The organism is Lysobacter solisilvae (genome assembly GCF_016613535.2).
GTDB lineage: Bacteria > Pseudomonadota > Gammaproteobacteria > Xanthomonadales > Xanthomonadaceae > Agrilutibacter > Agrilutibacter solisilvae.
Genome location: NZ_CP071518.1, coordinates 1,767,525 through 1,785,083 on the forward strand (window position 1 = coordinate 1,767,525; position 17,559 = coordinate 1,785,083).

General features: G+C 63.8%; 18 protein-coding genes. All 18 read left to right on the forward strand.

The genetic code is table 11. The annotated features are described in order from the left end of the window. Positions 1-368 precede the first annotated feature (368 nt). The 18 genes from I8J32_RS07705 (at position 369) to I8J32_RS17615 (ending at position 17,285) form a co-directional block, all read left to right on the forward strand. On the forward strand, positions 369-1,547 hold the full coding sequence (locus tag I8J32_RS07705; RefSeq protein WP_245156448.1) for a PilN domain-containing protein: 1,179 nt from the start codon (positions 369-371) through the stop codon (positions 1,545-1,547). Next, positions 1,528-2,214, forward strand: coding sequence for a type II secretion system protein GspM (gspM, locus tag I8J32_RS07710; RefSeq protein WP_245156449.1), 687 nt, complete (start codon positions 1,528-1,530; stop codon positions 2,212-2,214). Before I8J32_RS07705 ends, gspM begins: the two co-directional genes overlap by 20 nt. Further along, entirely contained in the window at positions 2,204-3,004 is an 801-nt protein-coding gene (locus I8J32_RS07715) for a general secretion pathway protein GspN (RefSeq protein ID WP_200610342.1), read from the forward strand. Before gspM ends, I8J32_RS07715 begins: the two co-directional genes overlap by 11 nt. A gap of 48 nt (positions 3,005-3,052) precedes the next feature. Next, entirely contained in the window at positions 3,053-5,341 is a 2,289-nt protein-coding gene (gspD, locus tag I8J32_RS07720; protein WP_200610344.1) for a type II secretion system secretin GspD, read from the forward strand. Positions 5,342-5,808: 467 nt separating this feature from the next. Beyond that, on the forward strand, positions 5,809-6,189 hold the full coding sequence (locus I8J32_RS07725) for a hypothetical protein (protein WP_200610346.1): 381 nt from the start codon (positions 5,809-5,811) through the stop codon (positions 6,187-6,189). A 75-nt stretch (positions 6,190-6,264) separates the two neighbouring features. Continuing rightward, entirely contained in the window at positions 6,265-6,717 is a 453-nt protein-coding gene (locus tag I8J32_RS07730) for a hypothetical protein (RefSeq protein WP_200610348.1), read from the forward strand. 64 nt (positions 6,718-6,781) lie between these two features. Continuing rightward, positions 6,782-7,162: a hypothetical protein gene (locus I8J32_RS07735; RefSeq protein ID WP_200610350.1), complete on the forward strand. Its 381-nt coding sequence runs from the start codon at positions 6,782-6,784 to the stop codon at positions 7,160-7,162. A 29-nt stretch (positions 7,163-7,191) separates the two neighbouring features. Then, on the forward strand, positions 7,192-7,623 hold the full coding sequence (locus I8J32_RS07740) for an energy transducer TonB (RefSeq protein ID WP_200610352.1): 432 nt from the start codon (positions 7,192-7,194) through the stop codon (positions 7,621-7,623). An 18-nt stretch (positions 7,624-7,641) separates the two neighbouring features. Continuing rightward, entirely contained in the window at positions 7,642-7,998 is a 357-nt protein-coding gene (locus I8J32_RS07745) for a hypothetical protein (RefSeq protein WP_200610354.1), read from the forward strand. A gap of 72 nt (positions 7,999-8,070) precedes the next feature. Beyond that, on the forward strand, positions 8,071-8,454 hold the full coding sequence (locus I8J32_RS07750; RefSeq protein ID WP_200610356.1) for a hypothetical protein: 384 nt from the start codon (positions 8,071-8,073) through the stop codon (positions 8,452-8,454). An 81-nt stretch (positions 8,455-8,535) separates the two neighbouring features. Next, positions 8,536-9,156, forward strand: a complete 621-nt coding sequence (locus I8J32_RS07755; RefSeq protein ID WP_200610358.1) for a hypothetical protein — start codon at positions 8,536-8,538, stop codon at positions 9,154-9,156. Positions 9,157-9,193: 37 nt separating this feature from the next. Beyond that, on the forward strand, positions 9,194-10,000 hold the full coding sequence (locus tag I8J32_RS07760) for a trypsin-like serine protease (protein ID WP_200610367.1): 807 nt from the start codon (positions 9,194-9,196) through the stop codon (positions 9,998-10,000). Positions 10,001-10,138: 138 nt separating this feature from the next. After that, a complete protein-coding gene (locus I8J32_RS07765; protein WP_200610370.1) occupies positions 10,139-10,534 on the forward strand; it encodes a hypothetical protein in 396 nt (131 codons plus the stop codon). Between the two features lie 195 nt (positions 10,535-10,729). Next, positions 10,730-11,122 carry a hypothetical protein gene (locus I8J32_RS07770; RefSeq protein WP_200610371.1) on the forward strand — a complete coding sequence of 131 codons (393 nt, stop codon included), beginning with the start codon at positions 10,730-10,732 and terminating at the stop codon, positions 11,120-11,122. 180 nt (positions 11,123-11,302) lie between these two features. After that, positions 11,303-11,617 carry a hypothetical protein gene (locus I8J32_RS07775; protein WP_207526858.1) on the forward strand — a complete coding sequence of 105 codons (315 nt, stop codon included), beginning with the start codon at positions 11,303-11,305 and terminating at the stop codon, positions 11,615-11,617. A gap of 132 nt (positions 11,618-11,749) precedes the next feature. Continuing rightward, the gene (locus I8J32_RS07780) at positions 11,750-12,202 is read left to right on the forward strand and encodes a VOC family protein (RefSeq protein ID WP_200610376.1); all 453 of its coding nucleotides are present in this window, start codon (positions 11,750-11,752) and stop codon (positions 12,200-12,202) included. Between the two features lie 278 nt (positions 12,203-12,480). Further along, positions 12,481-15,201 carry a hypothetical protein gene (locus I8J32_RS07785; protein ID WP_200610378.1) on the forward strand — a complete coding sequence of 907 codons (2,721 nt, stop codon included), beginning with the start codon at positions 12,481-12,483 and terminating at the stop codon, positions 15,199-15,201. After that, positions 15,150-17,285 carry an RHS repeat domain-containing protein gene (locus tag I8J32_RS17615; protein WP_245156450.1) on the forward strand — a complete coding sequence of 712 codons (2,136 nt, stop codon included), beginning with the start codon at positions 15,150-15,152 and terminating at the stop codon, positions 17,283-17,285. Before I8J32_RS07785 ends, I8J32_RS17615 begins: the two co-directional genes overlap by 52 nt. Positions 17,286-17,559 lie beyond the last annotated feature (274 nt).

Consider the following 17,559-nt stretch of genomic DNA (forward strand, 5'->3'; position numbering starts at 1 on the left):
CAAAGGATGTACCGGCCGGCCGCCGTCGTGGCGACCACGGGGCACGCCACGGCCTTCGGGTCCGGCGCCCGGCGTCATGGCGGGGCAGGGTGCGGCGGACACGCGTGCCGGAAGGCGGCGTGCCGCGAACAGGCAGGCGGTGAAAACGCGTGCGGCAGGCATGCACGCGGCGGGAGTGCACGCGGTACCGGTGCATGCGGTAGAAGGGCATGCGGTAGAAGGGCATGCGGTAGAAGTGCATGCGGTAGAAGTGCATGCAGCACAAATGCACGGACCCGACGGGCATCGCAGGATGCGCGCGGTCCGGGAATCATCCGACCGGTCCGCACCCGCGGCCCGGCCAGCCAGGAGAAGCCAGCATCGCCACCGTGAATCCCACTGCCCCCACGCGGCTGCAGGACCGGCTCGGCCGGTTCCGCTCGCGCCTGGGAGGCACCTCACGCGGGCCGGGCGGCTTCCTGGCGTGGTGGGGGCGCGCGCTGGCCGCGTGGCTGCCGCCGCAGGTGCGCCAGCTGCTGGGCATGGACCGCGGCCGCCTGCTGCTGCAGGTGGAAGGCGACAGCCTGCTGCTGCGCCTGCAACGCGGCGACGAGATCGCCGACCTGGGCACCGTGCCCACCCTGTCCGAACTGGTGGGCACCGACGCCGACGCCAACGGCCGCGACCTGCTCGCCCCCGTCCTGGGCCCGCGCCTGTCCGACCTGCCGCGCTGGCTGCTGCTGCCCGCCGCCACCTCGCTGCGCCGCCGGATGCCGCTGCCAGCCGCCGCCGCCGAGCGCCTGCGCGACGTGGTCGGCTTCGAGATCGAACGCCAGACCCCCTTCACCATCGACGCCGTCGCCTTCGACGCCCGCGTCGTCAACCGGCGCGAGGCCGACGGCCCGATCGACGCCGAGCTCGTCGCCGTGCCGCGCACCGCCCTGGCCCCGCAGCTGGCCGCCCTCGGCCCGCTCGCCCCGCACCTTGCCGGCATCGACGTGGCCGCCACCGACGGCACGCCGCTGCAGGTCAACCTGCTCGATCCCGCCCTGCGCCGCCGCACGCGCGACCCCTGGGCGCTGTGGAATTTCGTCCTGGCCGCCGTGGCCGTGCTCGCCATCGCGCTGGCGCTCTACCAGGTCCTGCTCAACCGCCGCTTCGCCGCCGAGATGCTCGAGGCCAAGGTGAAGGAACAGACCGCCCCGGCCCAGGCCGCCGCGGCGCAGTACCAGGAACTCACGGCCCTCATCGAGGGACAGAAGTTCCTGCAGCGCAAGCGCAGCGAGACGCCGACCGCGGTGGAAGTCATCGACGAGCTCAGCCGCCGCCTGCCCGACGGCACCTTCCTGGAGAAACTGGCCATCGAGGAGAACCGCCTCACCCTGATCGGCCTGAGCAACGAGGCGCCGGCGCTGATCGGCCGCCTGCAGGACTCGCCGCTGTGGCGCAACCCGGCCCTGGCCGGCGCGCTGCAGACCGATCCGACCACGCACAAGGACCGCTTCACGCTCACCGCCGAAGTCGGCCCGGAACCGAAGGAGGGCGCCCGTGCAGGTTCCGGTCAGTAAGCGCGATCGCTGGCTCGCCCTGGGCCTGCTGCTGGGTTTGGTGCTGCTCGGTTATTTCATGCTGGTCCACCCGTGGTGGACGGTGCCGATGCAGGAAACCGACGCCCAGATCGAGAACCTGCAGGAGCGCGAACTGCGCCTGCGCATGCAGGTCCGGCAGGCGCCGCAGGTGCGCCAGCGCCTGGAGGCCGCGCGCGCCCAGCTGCAGAACACCCCCGGCTTCCTGCCCGAGCGCAGCGCCGAACTGGCCACCGCCTCGCTGGTGCAGCGCCTGGAGACCGTCGTCGCCCAGGCCAGCCCCGGCAAGCGCAGCTGCGAGATCTCCAACCGCTCGCCGCTGCAGGAGTCCGGTCGCGAGACCGTCTACGAGAAGGTCACCGTGCAGGTCCGCCTGCGCTGCGGCACGCCCGAACTCACCAGCGTGCTGCACGCACTGGAAGGCGGCACCCCGCGCCTGTTCGTCAACAACCTCAACGTGCTCGGCCAGCGCGTCTTCTTCAACCCGGGCGAAGGCTCCTCGCAGGGCGGGCTGGACATCAGCTTCGACCTGTCCGGCTACCTGCAGCCCGCGGCCGGCAGCGCCGCCGCCGCGCGTCCGGCGGGCGCCCGCGCGCCGGCCGGCATGACGACCGACACCAGCATGCCCGAGGTCGACAATGCGCTTTGACAGTGCCGGCCCCCGCACCTGGCTGCTGGCGGCCACCGCCTTGTGGGCGGTCGTCGTGCTCCTGCTCGCGCTGGCCGGCATGGGCCAGAAATACCCGCTGCTGCCCGACGACGACAGCCTGCTGCGCCGCCTGCCCACGCTGCCCAAGCCGGTGCCCGAGCGCCTGGGCCCGCTGGGCCAGTACGCCGAAACCGCCAGCCGCCCGCTGTTCGCCGACGACCGCCGCCCGCATCCGTTCTCGCTGCAGCCCGAAGGCACCGAGACCCAGGCCAAGGCCTTCGACTACGTGCTGACCAGCGTGCTGATCACGCCGGCCTTCAAGATGGCCATCCTGAAGGCGCCCGACGGCAACACCGCGCCGCTGCGCGTGCGCCTGGGCGAGGCGCACGAGTCGCTGCCCGGCTGGATGCTGCAGACGCTCAACCCGCGCAGCGCCGTGTTCGTCGGCCCCGAAGGCGAGCGCACCCTGGAGCTGGGCGTGTTCGACGGCGTCGGCGGCGAAGCGCCGACCGTGGCCAGCACCGGCCCGGGACCGAACAGCAGCACCGTCCCCACCGACGCGATGACCGAACCGCCGGCGCCGCCGATCCCGGCCGTGGCCGAGGCCAACGCCCCGATCACGACCCCGGCCGATCCCGCCGCCCCGCGTCCCTCGCCGCCGCAGAGCGAGCAGGCGCAGATGGACGCCATCCGCAAACGCATCGAGGCCCGCCGCGCGCAACTGCGGCAGGAAGCCCTGCAGGAGCAGCAGCAGCTGCGCCGGCAGAACCAGAAACCGCCGGTCAAGTAGAGTCCCTGCATGAATTCCCACCCGATCCCTCCGACCGGTAGCGTCTCCATGGCTTCGCGTACCACCCTTTCGCGTCCCGCCTCGCGCCGCATCGATCTCAACACCCTGGCCCAGCGCGCGATCGCCAGCGCCGTCCTGCTCGCGCTTGCCGCCTGCAGCACCGCGCCGGTGGCCGACATCCGCCGCGACGCCAATCCCCAGGCCCTCAAGACCCAGGCCGGCACCTCCTCGGCCGATGAAGTCGTGCTGCCGGCCCGCGACGGCGTCCAACCCCTGCCCGACACCGAGCAGGGCCCCCGCCCGCAGATCCGCCGCGGCACCGGCCAGGTGATCAACCAGCAGGCCGCCTCCGCGCCGCCGCCCGCGCTGCCCACCACCGGCGGCGGCGCCACCTTCAACTTCGAAGGCGAATCGCTGCACGCCGTGGTCAAGGCCATCCTGGGCGACATGCTCGGCCAGAACTACGTCATCGCCCCGGGCGTGCAGGGCACCGTCACCCTGGGCACGCCCAAGCCGGTCAGCCCGGCCGAGGCGCTCAACCTGCTGGAGATGGTCCTGGGCTGGAACAACGCCCGCCTGATCTACACCGGCGGCCGCTACAACGTCGTGCCCGCCGACCAGGCCCTGGCCAGCGGCGCCGTCGCCCCGCGCACCGGCGCGCCGTCGCTGGCGCGCGGCTACGAAGTCCGCGCCGTCCCGCTGCGCTACATCTCGGCCACCGAGATGGAGAAGGTGCTCAAGCCTTACGCGCGTCCCAACGCCGTGGTCAGCGTCGACAACGCCCGCAACATCATCAACCTGGCCGGCACCCGCGCCGAGCTCGAGAACTACCTGCGCACCGTCGAGATCTTCGACGTCGACTGGCTCTCGGGCATGTCGGTGGGCGTGTTCCCCCTGACCACGGGCAAGGCCAACAAGGTCGTCGCCGACCTGGAAAAGGTCTTCGGCGAATCGTCCAAGTCGCCCGTCGCCGGCATGTTCCGCTTCATGCCGCTGGACGGCGCCAACGCCGTGCTGGTGATCACACCGCAGGCCGCCTACCTGGACGACATCCAGGAATGGCTCGAGCGCATCGACGGGGCCGGCGGCGACGTCCAGCTGTACTCCTACGAGCTCAAGTACATCAAGGCCAAGGACCTGGCCGATCGCCTGGCCGAAGTGTTCGGTGGCAGCCGCAGCGGCGGCAGCAGCAGCGGCAATGGCCAGGTGTCGATGATGCCGGGCCTGGAGTCGGTGGAACTGCGCGACACCGGCAACGGCAGCGCGGCCGACATCAAGGGCGGCAGCGGCGACAGCGGCAGCGGCGACAGCGGCATGTCGGGCACCGGCGAAGGCATGTCGCTGGGTGGCGGCAACGGCAACGCGGGCTCCGGCAACGGCACGGTCACGCTGGAAGTGAACGGCGACCGCGTCGGCGTGTCCGCCGTGCAGGAAACCAACTCGATCCTCGTGCGCAGCTCGCCCGGCGCTTGGAAGTCGATCAAGGATGTGATCGCCAAGCTCGACGTCATGCCCTTGCAGGTGCAGATCGAAGCGCAGGTCGTCGAGGTCACTCTGTCGGGTCACTTGAAATACGGCGTCAGCTGGTTCTTCGAGAACGCGGTGGACGCCACGCGCGTCAATGGCGGCGCGGGACTTCCCGACGCCACCGCGCGGTCGTTCTGGGGAGACATCGCCGGCTCCATTACCAACAACGGCATCGGCTGGACCTTCCTGGGTCGGAATGCAGCCGCCATCGTGAGCGCACTGGACCAGGTCGGGGACCTGCAGACGCTGCAGGCGCCTTCGGTCCTGGTACGCAACAACGTCGAAGCGACGTTGAATGTCGGCGCCAGGATTCCAATCTCGTCGGTGACCTTCAATCCCAACCAGGGCACCGAGGGCACGGTCAGCCAGGTGCAATACCTGGATACCGGTACGATCCTGAAAGTCCGTCCCCGCGTAAGTCGCGACGGGATGGTCTTCATGGAAATCGTCCAGGAGATCAGTACCCCGGGCATCGTCCCGGACGTCAACGGCAACGTCCGCATCGACTCGAGCAAGCTCAAGACCGAGGCCGCCGTGCAGAGCGGTGACACGATCATGCTGGCCGGCCTCATCAACGACTCCGCCAGCAAGGACGCCGACGGCGTGCCCGGGCTGAGCCGGATCCCGGTGATCGGCGCGCTGTTCGGCACCCAGGAAACCAATACGATCCGCAAGGAAACGGTCATCCTGATCACGCCCACCGTCGTGCGCAATCCGCAGGAAGCGCGCGACCTCACCGACGAATACGGCCAGCGCTTCCGCGCGATGCAGCCGCTGCAGCAGAAGCCGCGGGATCCGCGCAAGCAATAGTGCCGCGAGGCCGGACACTCCCGCGAGTGTCCGGCCATCGGCGCGCGTGTGCGCTGGCCTGGCTGGCTCTCCGGTGCTGCGCGCAGCATCGACAATCGCCAAGGGGCGCGGCATAACGGCGGTGGATTGTGGAAAAACTGGCGATCTTCTTGAGTGCTGTCGTTGTCTTGAGTGGCTGCACGTCCACCGCCCTGCGACGGTGCGACGAGTTGGCACTCGATTCCGGCTGGTCTCGCTCGCAACCGCCGGTCAATAGCCGGGAATTGCTTGGCCTGACGAAACCGCTAGCTCCAGAGTCTCGGCAAGCTTGGTACTCCAGCGGGGCTCAGTTTCGCGTGTGCAATTACCATGAGTGGAGCGATGTCGTGTATGACTTCACAAAAGTCGATGGAGCTTGGCGAGCTGAGGTCCATGCTTTTGGCTGGCGTGAGTAGTTCGCCACGCTTGGCTCAGGCGTCAGCTGGCACGTGAAGTATCCACTCACCATTGGTGCTCTTGTTCTCATTGGCCTCTATGTCATTGGCAGTGCCGCCTATCAGGTGGCGAACAATGAGCAGTGCCCGGTCGCTGTTGAGTACACACTCCAGAAAGCGGACGAATCCAGTGCCGCCAGGCTCAAGCGAGAGACGGAGCGCTTCGCCAAGAAATCTGGTTACAGGTTCATGGGCTCGAGTTTGGAAGGGACGCTGACCACCTACGCAATAACCGACGAAGACCGCGCTATCGTTAACTTCAATGACGCAACAGAACAGAACATAACGGTATCGTTCTACGACTGTAGGACGGGTGGGGATGGCTCGGCGACTGGCTATGCATGGCTTCAAGAAGTCGGAAGGAAGTACTTGTGACACCTATGCCACCTAACAATTCTTTCAAGCCCAAGCCGCTTCGCGGCTCGGCTTGATTCAGCCGTCAGGCCCTAGATGAGCGATATCTTGATTCCAATCGTAGGCATTCTCGCCACCCTGCTGGGCCTGATGTTCCTCGTCGGCTGTTTCGTGCGGGTGGATTCGCAGCGCTTCCTGGAGCGCGCGGGCGGTGATCCAAGCAAGATCCACAGGCTGGAGACGCTCCAGGACGCGTGGTCCACGATTGGCAAGCTGCGGCAATTCGTCGCCTCGTCAGCTGCGCTTCTGATATTTGGCGTCGGCCTTCTTGCTGTCTGGGGTAATCCTGCTCTCGGTAAGTACTACTGGGTCGTCCCAGCCATACTGCTCGCCAACTTGGGTTTGATTCTGCTGGTTCGTAGGGATGCTGTGCGTTCGCTTAATCCACTCCTGCCCGGACACGCCGAAGTGCTAAAGGTCCTCAAGCAGAGCATCCGCATGTGCATTTCCTTCAGTGTCGTGTTCCTGGTGCTCGTAGCCAGGGGCTGACAATTCATTCGAGCCGAAGCCGCTTCGCGACTCGGCTGATTCGTTAGCGATTTCAGGGTTTGCCATGTCTTCTGCCGAGTTCACGCGACTGCTGGCGCATCACCTTGGCGAGTACCCCTACATGCTGATTGTCACCGCAGGCCTGGTCCTTGCAGCTTTTCGCTGGAAACGTACCTGGCCAATGCGATTTGCAACCTTCGGTCTTGGGTTGGTGCTCGTGCACTCCTTGTTGCAAATGGGTTTGCGCCACCTTGGCAACACAAGCACTTATGGCCGCTACTTGGACGCCGACGCTCACGCTTGGCTTGCGCATTACGGTGGCCCAGGCGTTGAGTTCGTCGGCTGGTTGCTCGTTGTAGTGGCACTGCATCAGTTGCTTCGACCTGGCTCCTCGGCAGTGGCCAACAATTCATTCAAGTCAAAGCAGCTTCGTGGCTCAGCTTGATTCAGGCACTAGCGCCAAGGACCGATCCCATGCAGTCAAAATTGAATCTGATGTTGCTTGTGTTGGCCGGTGCCATGACCACCGGATGCGCGTCGAGCCTGGTAACGAACGTAGGCACGCCGGTGTCGGCGTCCGCCTACAACAAGGCAATGGCAGACCAAGGGCGGGCGTACTACTGCGGGAATGGAAAATGCGACGTGCCGCCTTCGCTGATCAGGGCAACCGCGCCTCACTATCCGGCAGGGGCGTTGGCAGCGGGCCGCACCGGGTGGGCGTCCGTGCTGTTTGACATAGAAGCCACCGGCGACATCTCGAACGTCCGACTGGAATCGGCGAGCGCCCCCGAGTTTGGCGAGGCGGCACTCGCGGCGATCCACACATGGAAGTACAAGCCAGCCAGGCTCAAGGGCAAGCCCGTCAAGATCGGCTCGGTGCGGCAGCCGATACCGTTCACGCTCTGAAGTCCGGCTCTAGAACGCATGTCAGTTTATTCAGTTGTGATGATCTCCAGCGCGGTGATCTGCTTTGCGTTTGTAGCGCTCGGCAGCTGGTTGCTGCGGTCCCTCGTGCGCATACGTGCAAGCAGGGCCTTGTTCGCGGCAGTTGTCGCGTTTCCGCTGTGGATTCCTTGCTCGGCAGCAATAGGCCAGCTTCTCGATGCCTATTACCATCCGCCCAGCGCCCTGGAAATCATCAGTGCCTTCGCCACCATAAACGCCGTCGCGGTATCTGTGTTTGCAGTAGTCGCAGCCGTTTCCTTCTGGCTGGTGGTTCGCCAAATGAATCAGCGGGCCAACAATTCATTCAAGCCGGATCCGCTTGGCGGCCGGGCATAGTTCAGGCGTTAGAGGATGGAAATGGCCGCACCGCAGATCAAGCGACCCATGCGTCTCTGGGTAGCTTCCCTGATGAATATCCTGGTCGGCTGCCTCAGCCTGGCCATGCTTGTCTTCCTCAAGACCTCGTCGCGCGTCCCAGCGGAGATACACCTCTCAGCGATTGCCACCGCAACGGCAGCAACCACCGCTGGCTTCCTCGTCTTCGCATCGGTAATGGCCCTGCTCGGCAAGCCACGCTGGCGCCGCCTGATGCTTCTGGCGGCCGTGAGCTTCTACGGCAGCATCATGGTTCAGAATGCACTTCTTCTCGCTCAGGCGGAGGACAGCCTGGTTCCCGCTAGCAAGCTGACATCCCATCTAATCCGCAGTGGTCTCGAGGTCGCTATCAACCTCTGGGCGTTACTCAGCCCAAGAACGCGGCAGTACTTTGATCGTGAGTTGGCTGCGCCATGAAAAACAGTTCATGCCAAGGACGCTGTGCGGCTCGGCTCAACTCAGGCATTGGACCTAACAAGAAGCCTCATCGGAAGTGACGTGACTCGATCAACGGTACTCATTGCAATGGTGGTCTGCCTGGGATGTGCGCACACGGCTGCCGAGGATCACACCCAGACAAGTGACGTCTCCGAAATCTATGCGCAGTTCCTTGGCGACTGGACAGGCAAGGACAAGGACCCGCTGAGTGTTTCGCTTTCGGCCGACGCCCCCTCCGCGGACGAAATGAAGGAAATCGCCGAGTGCGTGGACAACGGCGCAAGCACGCATTGGGTGCGCCCCGAGCCAATTGCCGACCTCAGTGGCCTCGTTGGGAAGCTTCCCTATGTGCGTATGGTTGATCCCAGCCAATGGAGTCCGCAGGATCCAGGTGAGCTCATCGCGAGAGGGCAGTCCATTGAGTCAGCCGTCGAGAGTGGCTACGCCCACGGGTTGATGACATTTTCTGCCATAACTTTCGATCAGTCTGGCCAGAAGGCCGCCTTTGCTTATTCATTTGATTGCGGCCGCCTGTGCGGGCATGGCGGTACGGTCATCTTTGTTCGGACGCAAGGCGGTTGGGTCGAGAGCGCTAAGCAGTGCGGCGCTTGGATCTCGCACCATCCCGATGTCAGGCCCGGCAATTCATTCAAGACGTCGCCGCTTCGCAACTCGGCTTGACCCCTCGAAGCTCCCCCATCAAGGAAAGGAATCCCACATGGCTCGACTCTTGCTGCTTGCCCTGCTAGCCGTGTCATTCAATGCGAGCGCCATCGTCATTCGGGACGACGTGGACGACTCGAAGTATCGGGTTGCGGCATCTGATTTTCCCGCGCTCGTTGATCTGCCTGGCGAGGGGCATGGCGTGCTGATTGCCCCGCAGTGGGTGATCACCGCCGCCCACGCCGTCACGTGGCAACCCGGGATCAAGCAGGTCACCATCAATGGAACACCCAGGGACGTTGAGCGGCTCGAGATCCATCCAGGCTACAAAAAGCCGCCGCAGGACCTGCTTGACCAGGCGCTCGCCACTTGGGATTGGACGCTTTTCAGGGTGCTGCTCTCGTCATCGGATGACGTGGCGCTTCTCAAGCTGGCGCAACCGGTGGCTGACGTTTCCCCTGTCGCGATCCGCAACGGCGAAGACGAGTTCGGCCAGGTCGTCATGTTCCTTGGAAAAGGCGCTACGGGCACCGGCGTGACCGGGTACGACTTCAGTGACCCTCACCGCATCGAGCTTCGCCGGGCGTACAACCGGATCACCAGCGCCCATGGCCGCTGGCTCTGCTACATGTTCGATCAGCCGTCGGAAGCGCTGCCGCTCGAGGGCGGGTCGGGGAGCGGCGACAGCGGCGGGCCCATCCTTGTCCAGGCGGGCCAGGACTGGTTGTTGACCGGACTGACGTCGTGGGCCGATCCTCAAAGCACCCTAAGGACGCCCGGGCGGTATGGCCAGGTCAGTTGCAATGTCCGCCTGAGCCACTACAGGGATTGGATTGAAAGCGTCAGCGCCGCGCAGCCATGAGCGGGGCTGACCAAGCCGCTTCCTGGCCCGGCTTGATTCCAAGAACGGGGTCAGAGACCCTTATCTACGCTAGTCCCCACGACTTGGGCCCTCGCACATCGCGGCGCCTGAATTTCAGGAGTTCAGGTGTCAGCCCGAATGGACAGTCGACAGGAATTTCTAACCGAGTTTCTTTCCGCGCTCGGCGCGAGGGAGATCCGGAACCTGTGTGTCACACCAGCGTCCGTTTCCGGCACGGTGGTCTACGATCCGAGCGATCCGGAAGAGCAGCAGGACTTCCGTTGGCCTGTTCCGGAGAACGCAGCACCTTCGCCGGCAGTGGTCCGCCTGGCCGGCCTCATTCGCCGGGCTCGCCTGCTCCACGGTGACAGGTTGACGCCATCGCGCCAGGAGCTTCTTGCACGCTTCAACGCTGGCCAGGATTGGGTGTGCCCGCCCGATCAGTTCACGGCTATCCTTGAGGAGCTTCTGCAAGTCCAGGTGCCGATGCTTGATGAGGGCGTCGAGAGTGACTACTACTTCATGCACGAGTAGTGGCATGGGATTTTCGAAACCCAATGGCTGCGCGACCGGCTGCGGGCTAATCAGGCGTAAGGCGACATGACACATTCCCGGACTCTGACGTGCGTTCTACTCGCCATCTCCCTGGCCGCCACCTCCCTTGCCTCCGCCGAAGACCTCGCCGGAAGCCGTCTCACCTATTCCGGGCTGGGGCCGCTGAGGATTGGCATGACCCTCCAGGACGCAAAGCGAGTCGGCCTGGAAATTGCCGTCATTGAGCAGTTCTCGGATCTCGAGACGTGCGGTTTGGCCAGGGTGGTCGGCGGCGACGACATCCTGCTGCTGTTTGAAGACAATCGCATCGCCAGGATCGAGTCGCATCGCGACAGGTTCTCGACCTTCAGTGGCGCCAAGGTGGGTGATTCCGAGGCTCGGATCAGTGAGATCTATGGCGCCAGGCTCAAGGTCGAGCCGCACCAGTACGACCCGGATGGTCACTATCTGATCGTCACTTCGAGTGATGGGAAATCCGCGATGGTTTTTGAGACGGACGGGAATCGGGTGACTGACATGAGGGCTGGCCTGCTGCCGGCGGTGCGGTATGTCGAGCACTGCCTGTGACCCACCGTCAGGTGCCGGAGCCTTCATTCAAGCCCAGGCCGCTTCGGCGTCCGGGCTGATCCAGGTCCTTGTTCGGATGTTGAGAGTCCTCGCGATATCGGTATCGTTCTGTTGACCGGCTGCTCCCGGCAAGCTGATGGCTTTCCGATCTCCAAAGCCAGTGGACCTTGCGAGAGCGAGGTGTCCAAGCCCCAGCGGATCTCCATAAGTGCCTTGCTCGCCCACCCGGAGCGCCATGAGGGCAAGCCGGTGACGGTCGTTGGCTTCTACCATGGCTCGTTCGAGCACTCCGCAATCTACCTGGCGCAGGCGGACTTTCAGCACCATGTGCGCGCCCATGGAATCTGGGTGGCCAACCGCATTCCGGACTCGCTGAGTGATCGGTACGTCGAGCTCGACGGAATCTTTACGTCCTCACGAGGCCATCTTGGCCAGTGGCCGGGCACCATTTGCGGCATCAGCAGGGCAGTTGCCGCGGGGGCAGATGCGCCCTGACACTTCATTCAAATCGAAGCCGCTTCCAGACTCGGCCAATCGGGGCGTCTGTCGCCGGGATTGCGGCCGAACTATTCAATAAGCTGAGCGGCTTCGCGACGCCGCTTGGTTGAGGTGTTCCAAGGAGACGTCATGACGGTCAAGCGCATGGATAACGTAGGCATCGTGGTGGAAGACATCGGTGCCGCCATCGAGTTCTTCGTGGAGCTCGGCCTGACCCTCGAAGGCCGCATGCCCATCGAAGGCGAATGGGCCGGCCGGGTCACCGGACTGCGCGGCCAGCGCGTGGAAATCGCCATGACGCGCACCCCCGACGTTCACAGCCGTCTCGAACTCTCGCGCTTCGACGCGCCCGCCATTGCTTCGGATCACCGCACGGACCCAGTGAACGCACTGGGCTACCTGCGCGCCATGTTCGCCGTCGAGGACATCGACGACACTCTCGCCCGGCTCACGAAGCTCGGTGCGTCGCTGGTCGGTGAAGTCGTCGATTACGAAGGGATCTATCGGCTCTGCTACATCCGTGGTCCGGAGGGAGTGCTGATCGGTCTTGCCCAAGAGATTGCGCAGCAGACTTCCCGATGAGCACGGAACAAAACGGGATGGAGATCAGCTCCGTCCCTCTATTCCCCAGGCTCGTAGGAAGGGCATCTGATCGACCGGGACATACCGGTCTCTCACCCGGTTCCTATTGCTCACGATCACCGATCACTGTCGAGATCTGCCGCCGCCAGGGTTGGGCCTGCCAAATGAACTGGCCAGCAGCCGGTGCGGCTGCAAATATCTGAAGTGCATCCCAAACCCAGAAGGCCCTGTAACATGGGCGAGCGGGGCGGCAGGGGGCCGCCCGAGTTGGGGAATTCATGAAGTTCTTGTCCGGCGCGGCTAACCGCGGCCGCGTGCTGTGCACGCTTTTCGCAATCTCGGCCACCTTGGCCTTAGCTCCCAAGCCCGCTCAGGCCCAGATGAGTTGGGGTGAGGAGTACGCCCGTCGAGTACGCGCGACGGAACAGGTCTCCCCATTGGGCGATGACGCCTTCGGCGACAGCATCAGCTTGTATAACGGCACCGTCTCTTTCAAGGCGACCGACATCTCCCTGCCGGGCAACAACGCCCTGCCGGTTCGGCTGAGCCGCTACTACGATCCGCAAGACGTGTCGCTGCCGCATTTTCTGGGCACCTGGGACCTGGATATTCCGCACATCAGCGCAGTGGCGCCGAGCGGACACAACGGCGGCTTTCCTGTGCCGCAAAGCTATACGTCGTCAGGTGTGGAATGGCAGAACGAGACGTACTGGAGCGGCAATCGCTTGAACATGGGCGGGAGTGGCAGTGATCTGCTGACCGGCGCGCTGAACGACCCGAAGCGTTCATTCCCCAGCTTCCTGACCAGCGATGCAGTGCACACCAAAGACGGCTGGTATTTCTCGGCCATCCCGGTCCGTAACGGCGCGGGCTACGGATACAAGGGATACGCGCCCGACGGCACCATCTATACGTTCGACTGGATGCTCGAACGCGACTATTCGGCGATCAGCCATCCCACGCGCACCATCAATGGCTCCGCGCCCATCCTGTACCGCAAGAAGATCGTGGTGTTCGTCAGCAAGATCGAGGACCGCTTCGGTAATTGGGTCAAGTACGAGTGGGACGAGGATCAAGGTGAAGAGGGCCGCCTCAACCGCATCCATTCCAGCGACGGGCGCGAGATCGTGCTCACCATGGTGCTCAAGGGCACGACCAACTACGACCGCAAGATCTGGGGCCTGACGTCGGCAACGGCTGCAGGACGCACCTGGTCGTATGACGGCGAGAACGTCACGAATCCTGATCTCACAAGGTGGACGTACAGGCGAGAGGGGCATCGCCTCGACACGATTTCGTACGAGCGGATCGATCCGCCCGTGGGCACGGGCGGCACTGGCGGCTACATCATCGAGGAGGAGGTCGCCTGCTCGCCGGCCCAGAAGTTCGAAGCGGGGCAACTGACGAAGTACTTCGTGACGCATCCCTCCGGCGCACAGGCCGAATACACCCTTAAACCCATGCGACACGGGCGGACGAATGTCCCCTTCTTCTGCGACGGTGGAAATCCGCAGGCCGAGCAGATCGGCGGGCGCAACGGGTACGCGACCTACCACGACGTGTGGTCGCTGCAGAGCAAGAAGGTCACGGGCGTGGGCCTGGACTCGATGGACTATGCCTATTCCTACGAGGGTCTGGCTCAAGGGTATGAGCCGCCGGAAAACCCTAATTGGTTTCCGTACAACGAGCCGGGCTGGATCGCGGCGAACGTCCGACCCCTTCCCAATCGCAAAACCGTCACGGTTGTCCAGCCTGACGGAACCAAGCAGATTCATACCTTTGGCAAGGACTACGGCGTCGACGATGGGTTCCTGCTCCAGGTGCAGACCCTCAAGGACAACGTGGTCTACCGGACGGTGACCCATGGCTACGTCACCGAGGCCGAAGCACTGGCGCTGCCGTTTCCCGAGAACATGGGCTTCAGCGGTGTGCGCTTCGCCGACAAATTGCCGTACGCCAACCGGCCGATGAAGTCCACTACGATCGTCCAGGACTCCCAGAGCTGGACGTCGGCAGTTGCGTCCACCTGCAACGGCAACAACACCCTCTGCTTTGACCGCCTCGCTCGATCCACCGTCGAGATGAAGTACAACTCGATGGGCTCGACCCGAAGCGACGCGACCGAGTACTACGACCGCACAGACCTGTGGGTGCTGGGGCAGGTGCTACGCACTTTGAGTGTGGCCGGCGGAAAGACCATCGAGAATGTGCAGACCGACTACGACACCGGCAATGCACTGCCGTTGGCTACGTACGGGCCTTGCCTTTTTCCCGATGGCGCTTCTTCCTGCGCAGGCAAGCGGACCGGCCAGATGACCTATCGGTTCGATCCCAAGGGCGTCGAAGGTAGCCAGAATGCGACGCTGGCCACCGTGGCCGACGGCCGCGGAAACGTCACCACACTCACGGAATGGATGCGCGGTATCCCGCAGAAAATTCAGCACCCGGCGACACCGGGCGCGAGCGCCATCGATTCCATCGAGCAGGCCCTCGTGAATGCCGATGGCACATTGGCCTGGGTGGAAGACGAGCTGGATAACCGCACCTGCTACACGTACGTCGCCGGACGCCTGGACAAGGTGACCTACCCGTCGGAAGCCACGGCCGGGACGTGTGACGAGAGCAAGTGGCTGTCCACGACATTCAAGCTCGAGCTGTCGACAACGGCGGCCTATGGGCTGCCCGCCGGACACTGGCGCGCCATACGATCAGCACGGGCAATGCGCGCAAGATCGTCTATCTGGATACGTTCTGGCGCCCCGTCGTCGAGGAGGCCTTCGACAACGCCACCGCGTCGACCACGCGCAGCGTCAGCGCAAAGCGCTACGACCTCGGCGGCCAGCCGGTTTTCCAGTCCTACCCGCAGCGCACCCTATCGAATTATTCGACGGTCACGACGGGCACACGCACCACTTACGACGCCCTGGACCGCGTGGTCCGAGTGGACATGGATTCGGAGCTTCCGCCGGAACCGCCCGCCACGCAAGGCGCCGTCCTGACCACGCTCACCGACTACTCCAACGGTGAAGTGAAGGTCACCAATCCGCGCAACGTCGTCACCACCACGCGGTTCATGAGCTTCGACAAGCCGTCCACCGAGATGCCGGTCGAGATCCAACATGCGGAAGGCGTGGTCACCGTCATCGGGCGCGATCCCTTCGGCCTGCCCACGTCCCTTACCCGCAAGAACGCAGCCGGCACCGTGTCGTCGACCCGTTGGTATTCCTACGACAGTTACCGGCGCCTTTGCCGCACTCTGGAGCCGGAAACCGGGTCCACGCTGACGGGATGGGATGACAATGGCAACCCGGCCTGGAGTGCGTCCGGACTGTCGTCCTCCACGCCCTGCGATTTCACCGGCACGGCTGCCACAACGCTCGCGCGCAAGGTCAGCCGCGAGTACGACGCCCGTAACCGCGTGATCGGCCTCAGCTTCCCCGACGGCCGCGGCAACCAGGCCTGGACCTATACCGCCGATGGCCTGCCGGCCACGATCACCACCTACAACGGGCAGGGCAACACCGAGCCGGTGATCAACGCCTACGCCTACAACGGCCGTCGGCAGTTGGCCGGCGAGAGCGTCAGCCAGCCCGGCCGCTACACCTGGAACCTGGGCTACGGCTACAACAGCTACGGCTATCAGTCGGTCAGCCTGACCCAGCCCAGCGGAGAAGTGATCAGCTTCGCGCCCAATGCGCTGGGCCAGACCATGCAGGTGACCGGGTTGGTGAACTACGCCACCGGCGTGAGTTACCACCCCAACGGCGCGATCGCACAGTTCACGTATGGCAACGGCATCGTGCACACGATGACGCAGAACGTCCGCGGGCTGCCGTCCCTCAGTGCCGACCAGCGGCCATCGGACAGCAAGTGGGTGCACCGCGATGCGTATGAATATGACCAAGTCGGCAATGTCATGGCCATCATGGATTCGGCCACCGATCGCATCGATGCGATGGGCAGCGGCGACCGCAGCATGTCCTACGACGGACTGGATCGCCTGCTGACGGCGACTTCGTCGTGGTTCAACGGCGCCAGCACCGGGAACACTGCGCGCTACACCTACGATGTCCTGGACAATCTGACTCGGGCGACCCTTCGGGGCCGGGACGAGTACTACTGCTACGACGGGCGCCAACAACTGACCAGCGTCCGTACCGGGGGGTGCCCGGGCGGTGGTGCCATGACCCATGTCTTGGAGTACGGCATCCAAGGCAACTTGTCGAACAAGGATGGCGTGGCTTACATGTTCGATTTCGGAAACCGACTCCGTTCGGTGTCGGGCAAGGAGAGCTACCGCTACGACGGCCACGGCCGGCGCGTTCAGGCCACCTCGACCGCGGGCCTGGGTGACATCCTGTCTCAGTACGGACAGGACGGCGTGCTGCGCTATCAGCAGGATTTCCGGCGTGATGTGGTGTTCAACCACGTTTACCTGGCCGGCAGCCTGATCGCCACGCGCGAGACGGTGATGGGCACTTCGACTAACATCATCAAGTACCAGCACACCGATGCGCTGGGGAGCCCCGTGGTGATCACCGATGCGGGCGGAAACATTATCGAACGCAGCAAATTTGAGCCGTACGGGTTGCTGATTAACCGGCCGCTGCAGAATGGGCCGGGGTATACGGGGCATGTGAGCGACAAGGAGACAGGGCTCTCGTACATGCAGCAGCGGTATTACGACCCGGGCATCGGAAGGATGCTCTCGGTCGATCCTGTTACCGCAAATCCGAATACAGGCGCGAAGTTCAATCGCTATGCGTACGGACTCAACAACCCTTATCGGTTTACTGATCCGGATGGGCGAGACGATCTCGACATGTTCGCTCTAACCGACCCGCTTCGCGTTCCAGCGCTGCGCTTTAGCATGCCTGGTTGGTTTACCGTAATGGGTCACGGTGGTTATGCGGGCACTACTGAATATGCCTTAAGGAATGACGCGGGCAAGCTGGTTCCGTTTACGGGACCGCGACTCAATGCCGAATATACTGCCAATGCCATTAAGCAGGCGGGGTTTGAAAATTGGAAGTATGGCGGCGTGTTTTTTGGGGCACTGCCAAGGCGGAACTATTGCAACTGAGGTAGCGCAAAGACTGAATGCTCCTGTAATGGCTACAACCGGATTTGTTTATACCCAAGGCAACAACAAGGGCGGGGACATCACTTACCGGGCATACAACGCGGAGAATAGCGATGGCAGCCCCGCTGGTGGTCGAACTACCTTCAATGTCTATAGTCCCAATGGTGCTGTGAGCGCCAGGTACTCTGAAATTGTTCAGAAGAAGGATGGTTCGGTTTGGGGTAGACAGGCAGTGGCTGGGACAGGTTCTCGAATTCCAAAGATGGAGAAACTC

Coding starts and splice junctions, on each gene's coding strand:
- I8J32_RS07715 (WP_200610342.1), top strand. CDS start 2,204: ATGCGCTTTGACAGTGCCGGCCCCCGCACCTGGCTGCTGGCGGCCACC.
- gspD (WP_200610344.1), top strand. CDS start 3,053: ATGGCTTCGCGTACCACCCTTTCGCGTCCCGCCTCGCGCCGCATCGAT.
- I8J32_RS07730 (WP_200610348.1), top strand. CDS start 6,265: ATGAGCGATATCTTGATTCCAATCGTAGGCATTCTCGCCACCCTGCTG.
- I8J32_RS07735 (WP_200610350.1), top strand. CDS start 6,782: ATGTCTTCTGCCGAGTTCACGCGACTGCTGGCGCATCACCTTGGCGAG.
- I8J32_RS07740 (WP_200610352.1), top strand. CDS start 7,192: ATGCAGTCAAAATTGAATCTGATGTTGCTTGTGTTGGCCGGTGCCATG.
- I8J32_RS07745 (WP_200610354.1), top strand. CDS start 7,642: ATGTCAGTTTATTCAGTTGTGATGATCTCCAGCGCGGTGATCTGCTTT.
- I8J32_RS07750 (WP_200610356.1), top strand. CDS start 8,071: ATGAATATCCTGGTCGGCTGCCTCAGCCTGGCCATGCTTGTCTTCCTC.
- I8J32_RS07760 (WP_200610367.1), top strand. CDS start 9,194: ATGGCTCGACTCTTGCTGCTTGCCCTGCTAGCCGTGTCATTCAATGCG.
- I8J32_RS07765 (WP_200610370.1), top strand. CDS start 10,139: ATGGACAGTCGACAGGAATTTCTAACCGAGTTTCTTTCCGCGCTCGGC.
- I8J32_RS07770 (WP_200610371.1), top strand. CDS start 10,730: ATGACCCTCCAGGACGCAAAGCGAGTCGGCCTGGAAATTGCCGTCATT.
- I8J32_RS07780 (WP_200610376.1), top strand. CDS start 11,750: ATGACGGTCAAGCGCATGGATAACGTAGGCATCGTGGTGGAAGACATC.
- I8J32_RS07785 (WP_200610378.1), top strand. CDS start 12,481: ATGAAGTTCTTGTCCGGCGCGGCTAACCGCGGCCGCGTGCTGTGCACG.
- I8J32_RS17615 (WP_245156450.1), top strand. CDS start 15,150: ATGGATTCGGAGCTTCCGCCGGAACCGCCCGCCACGCAAGGCGCCGTC.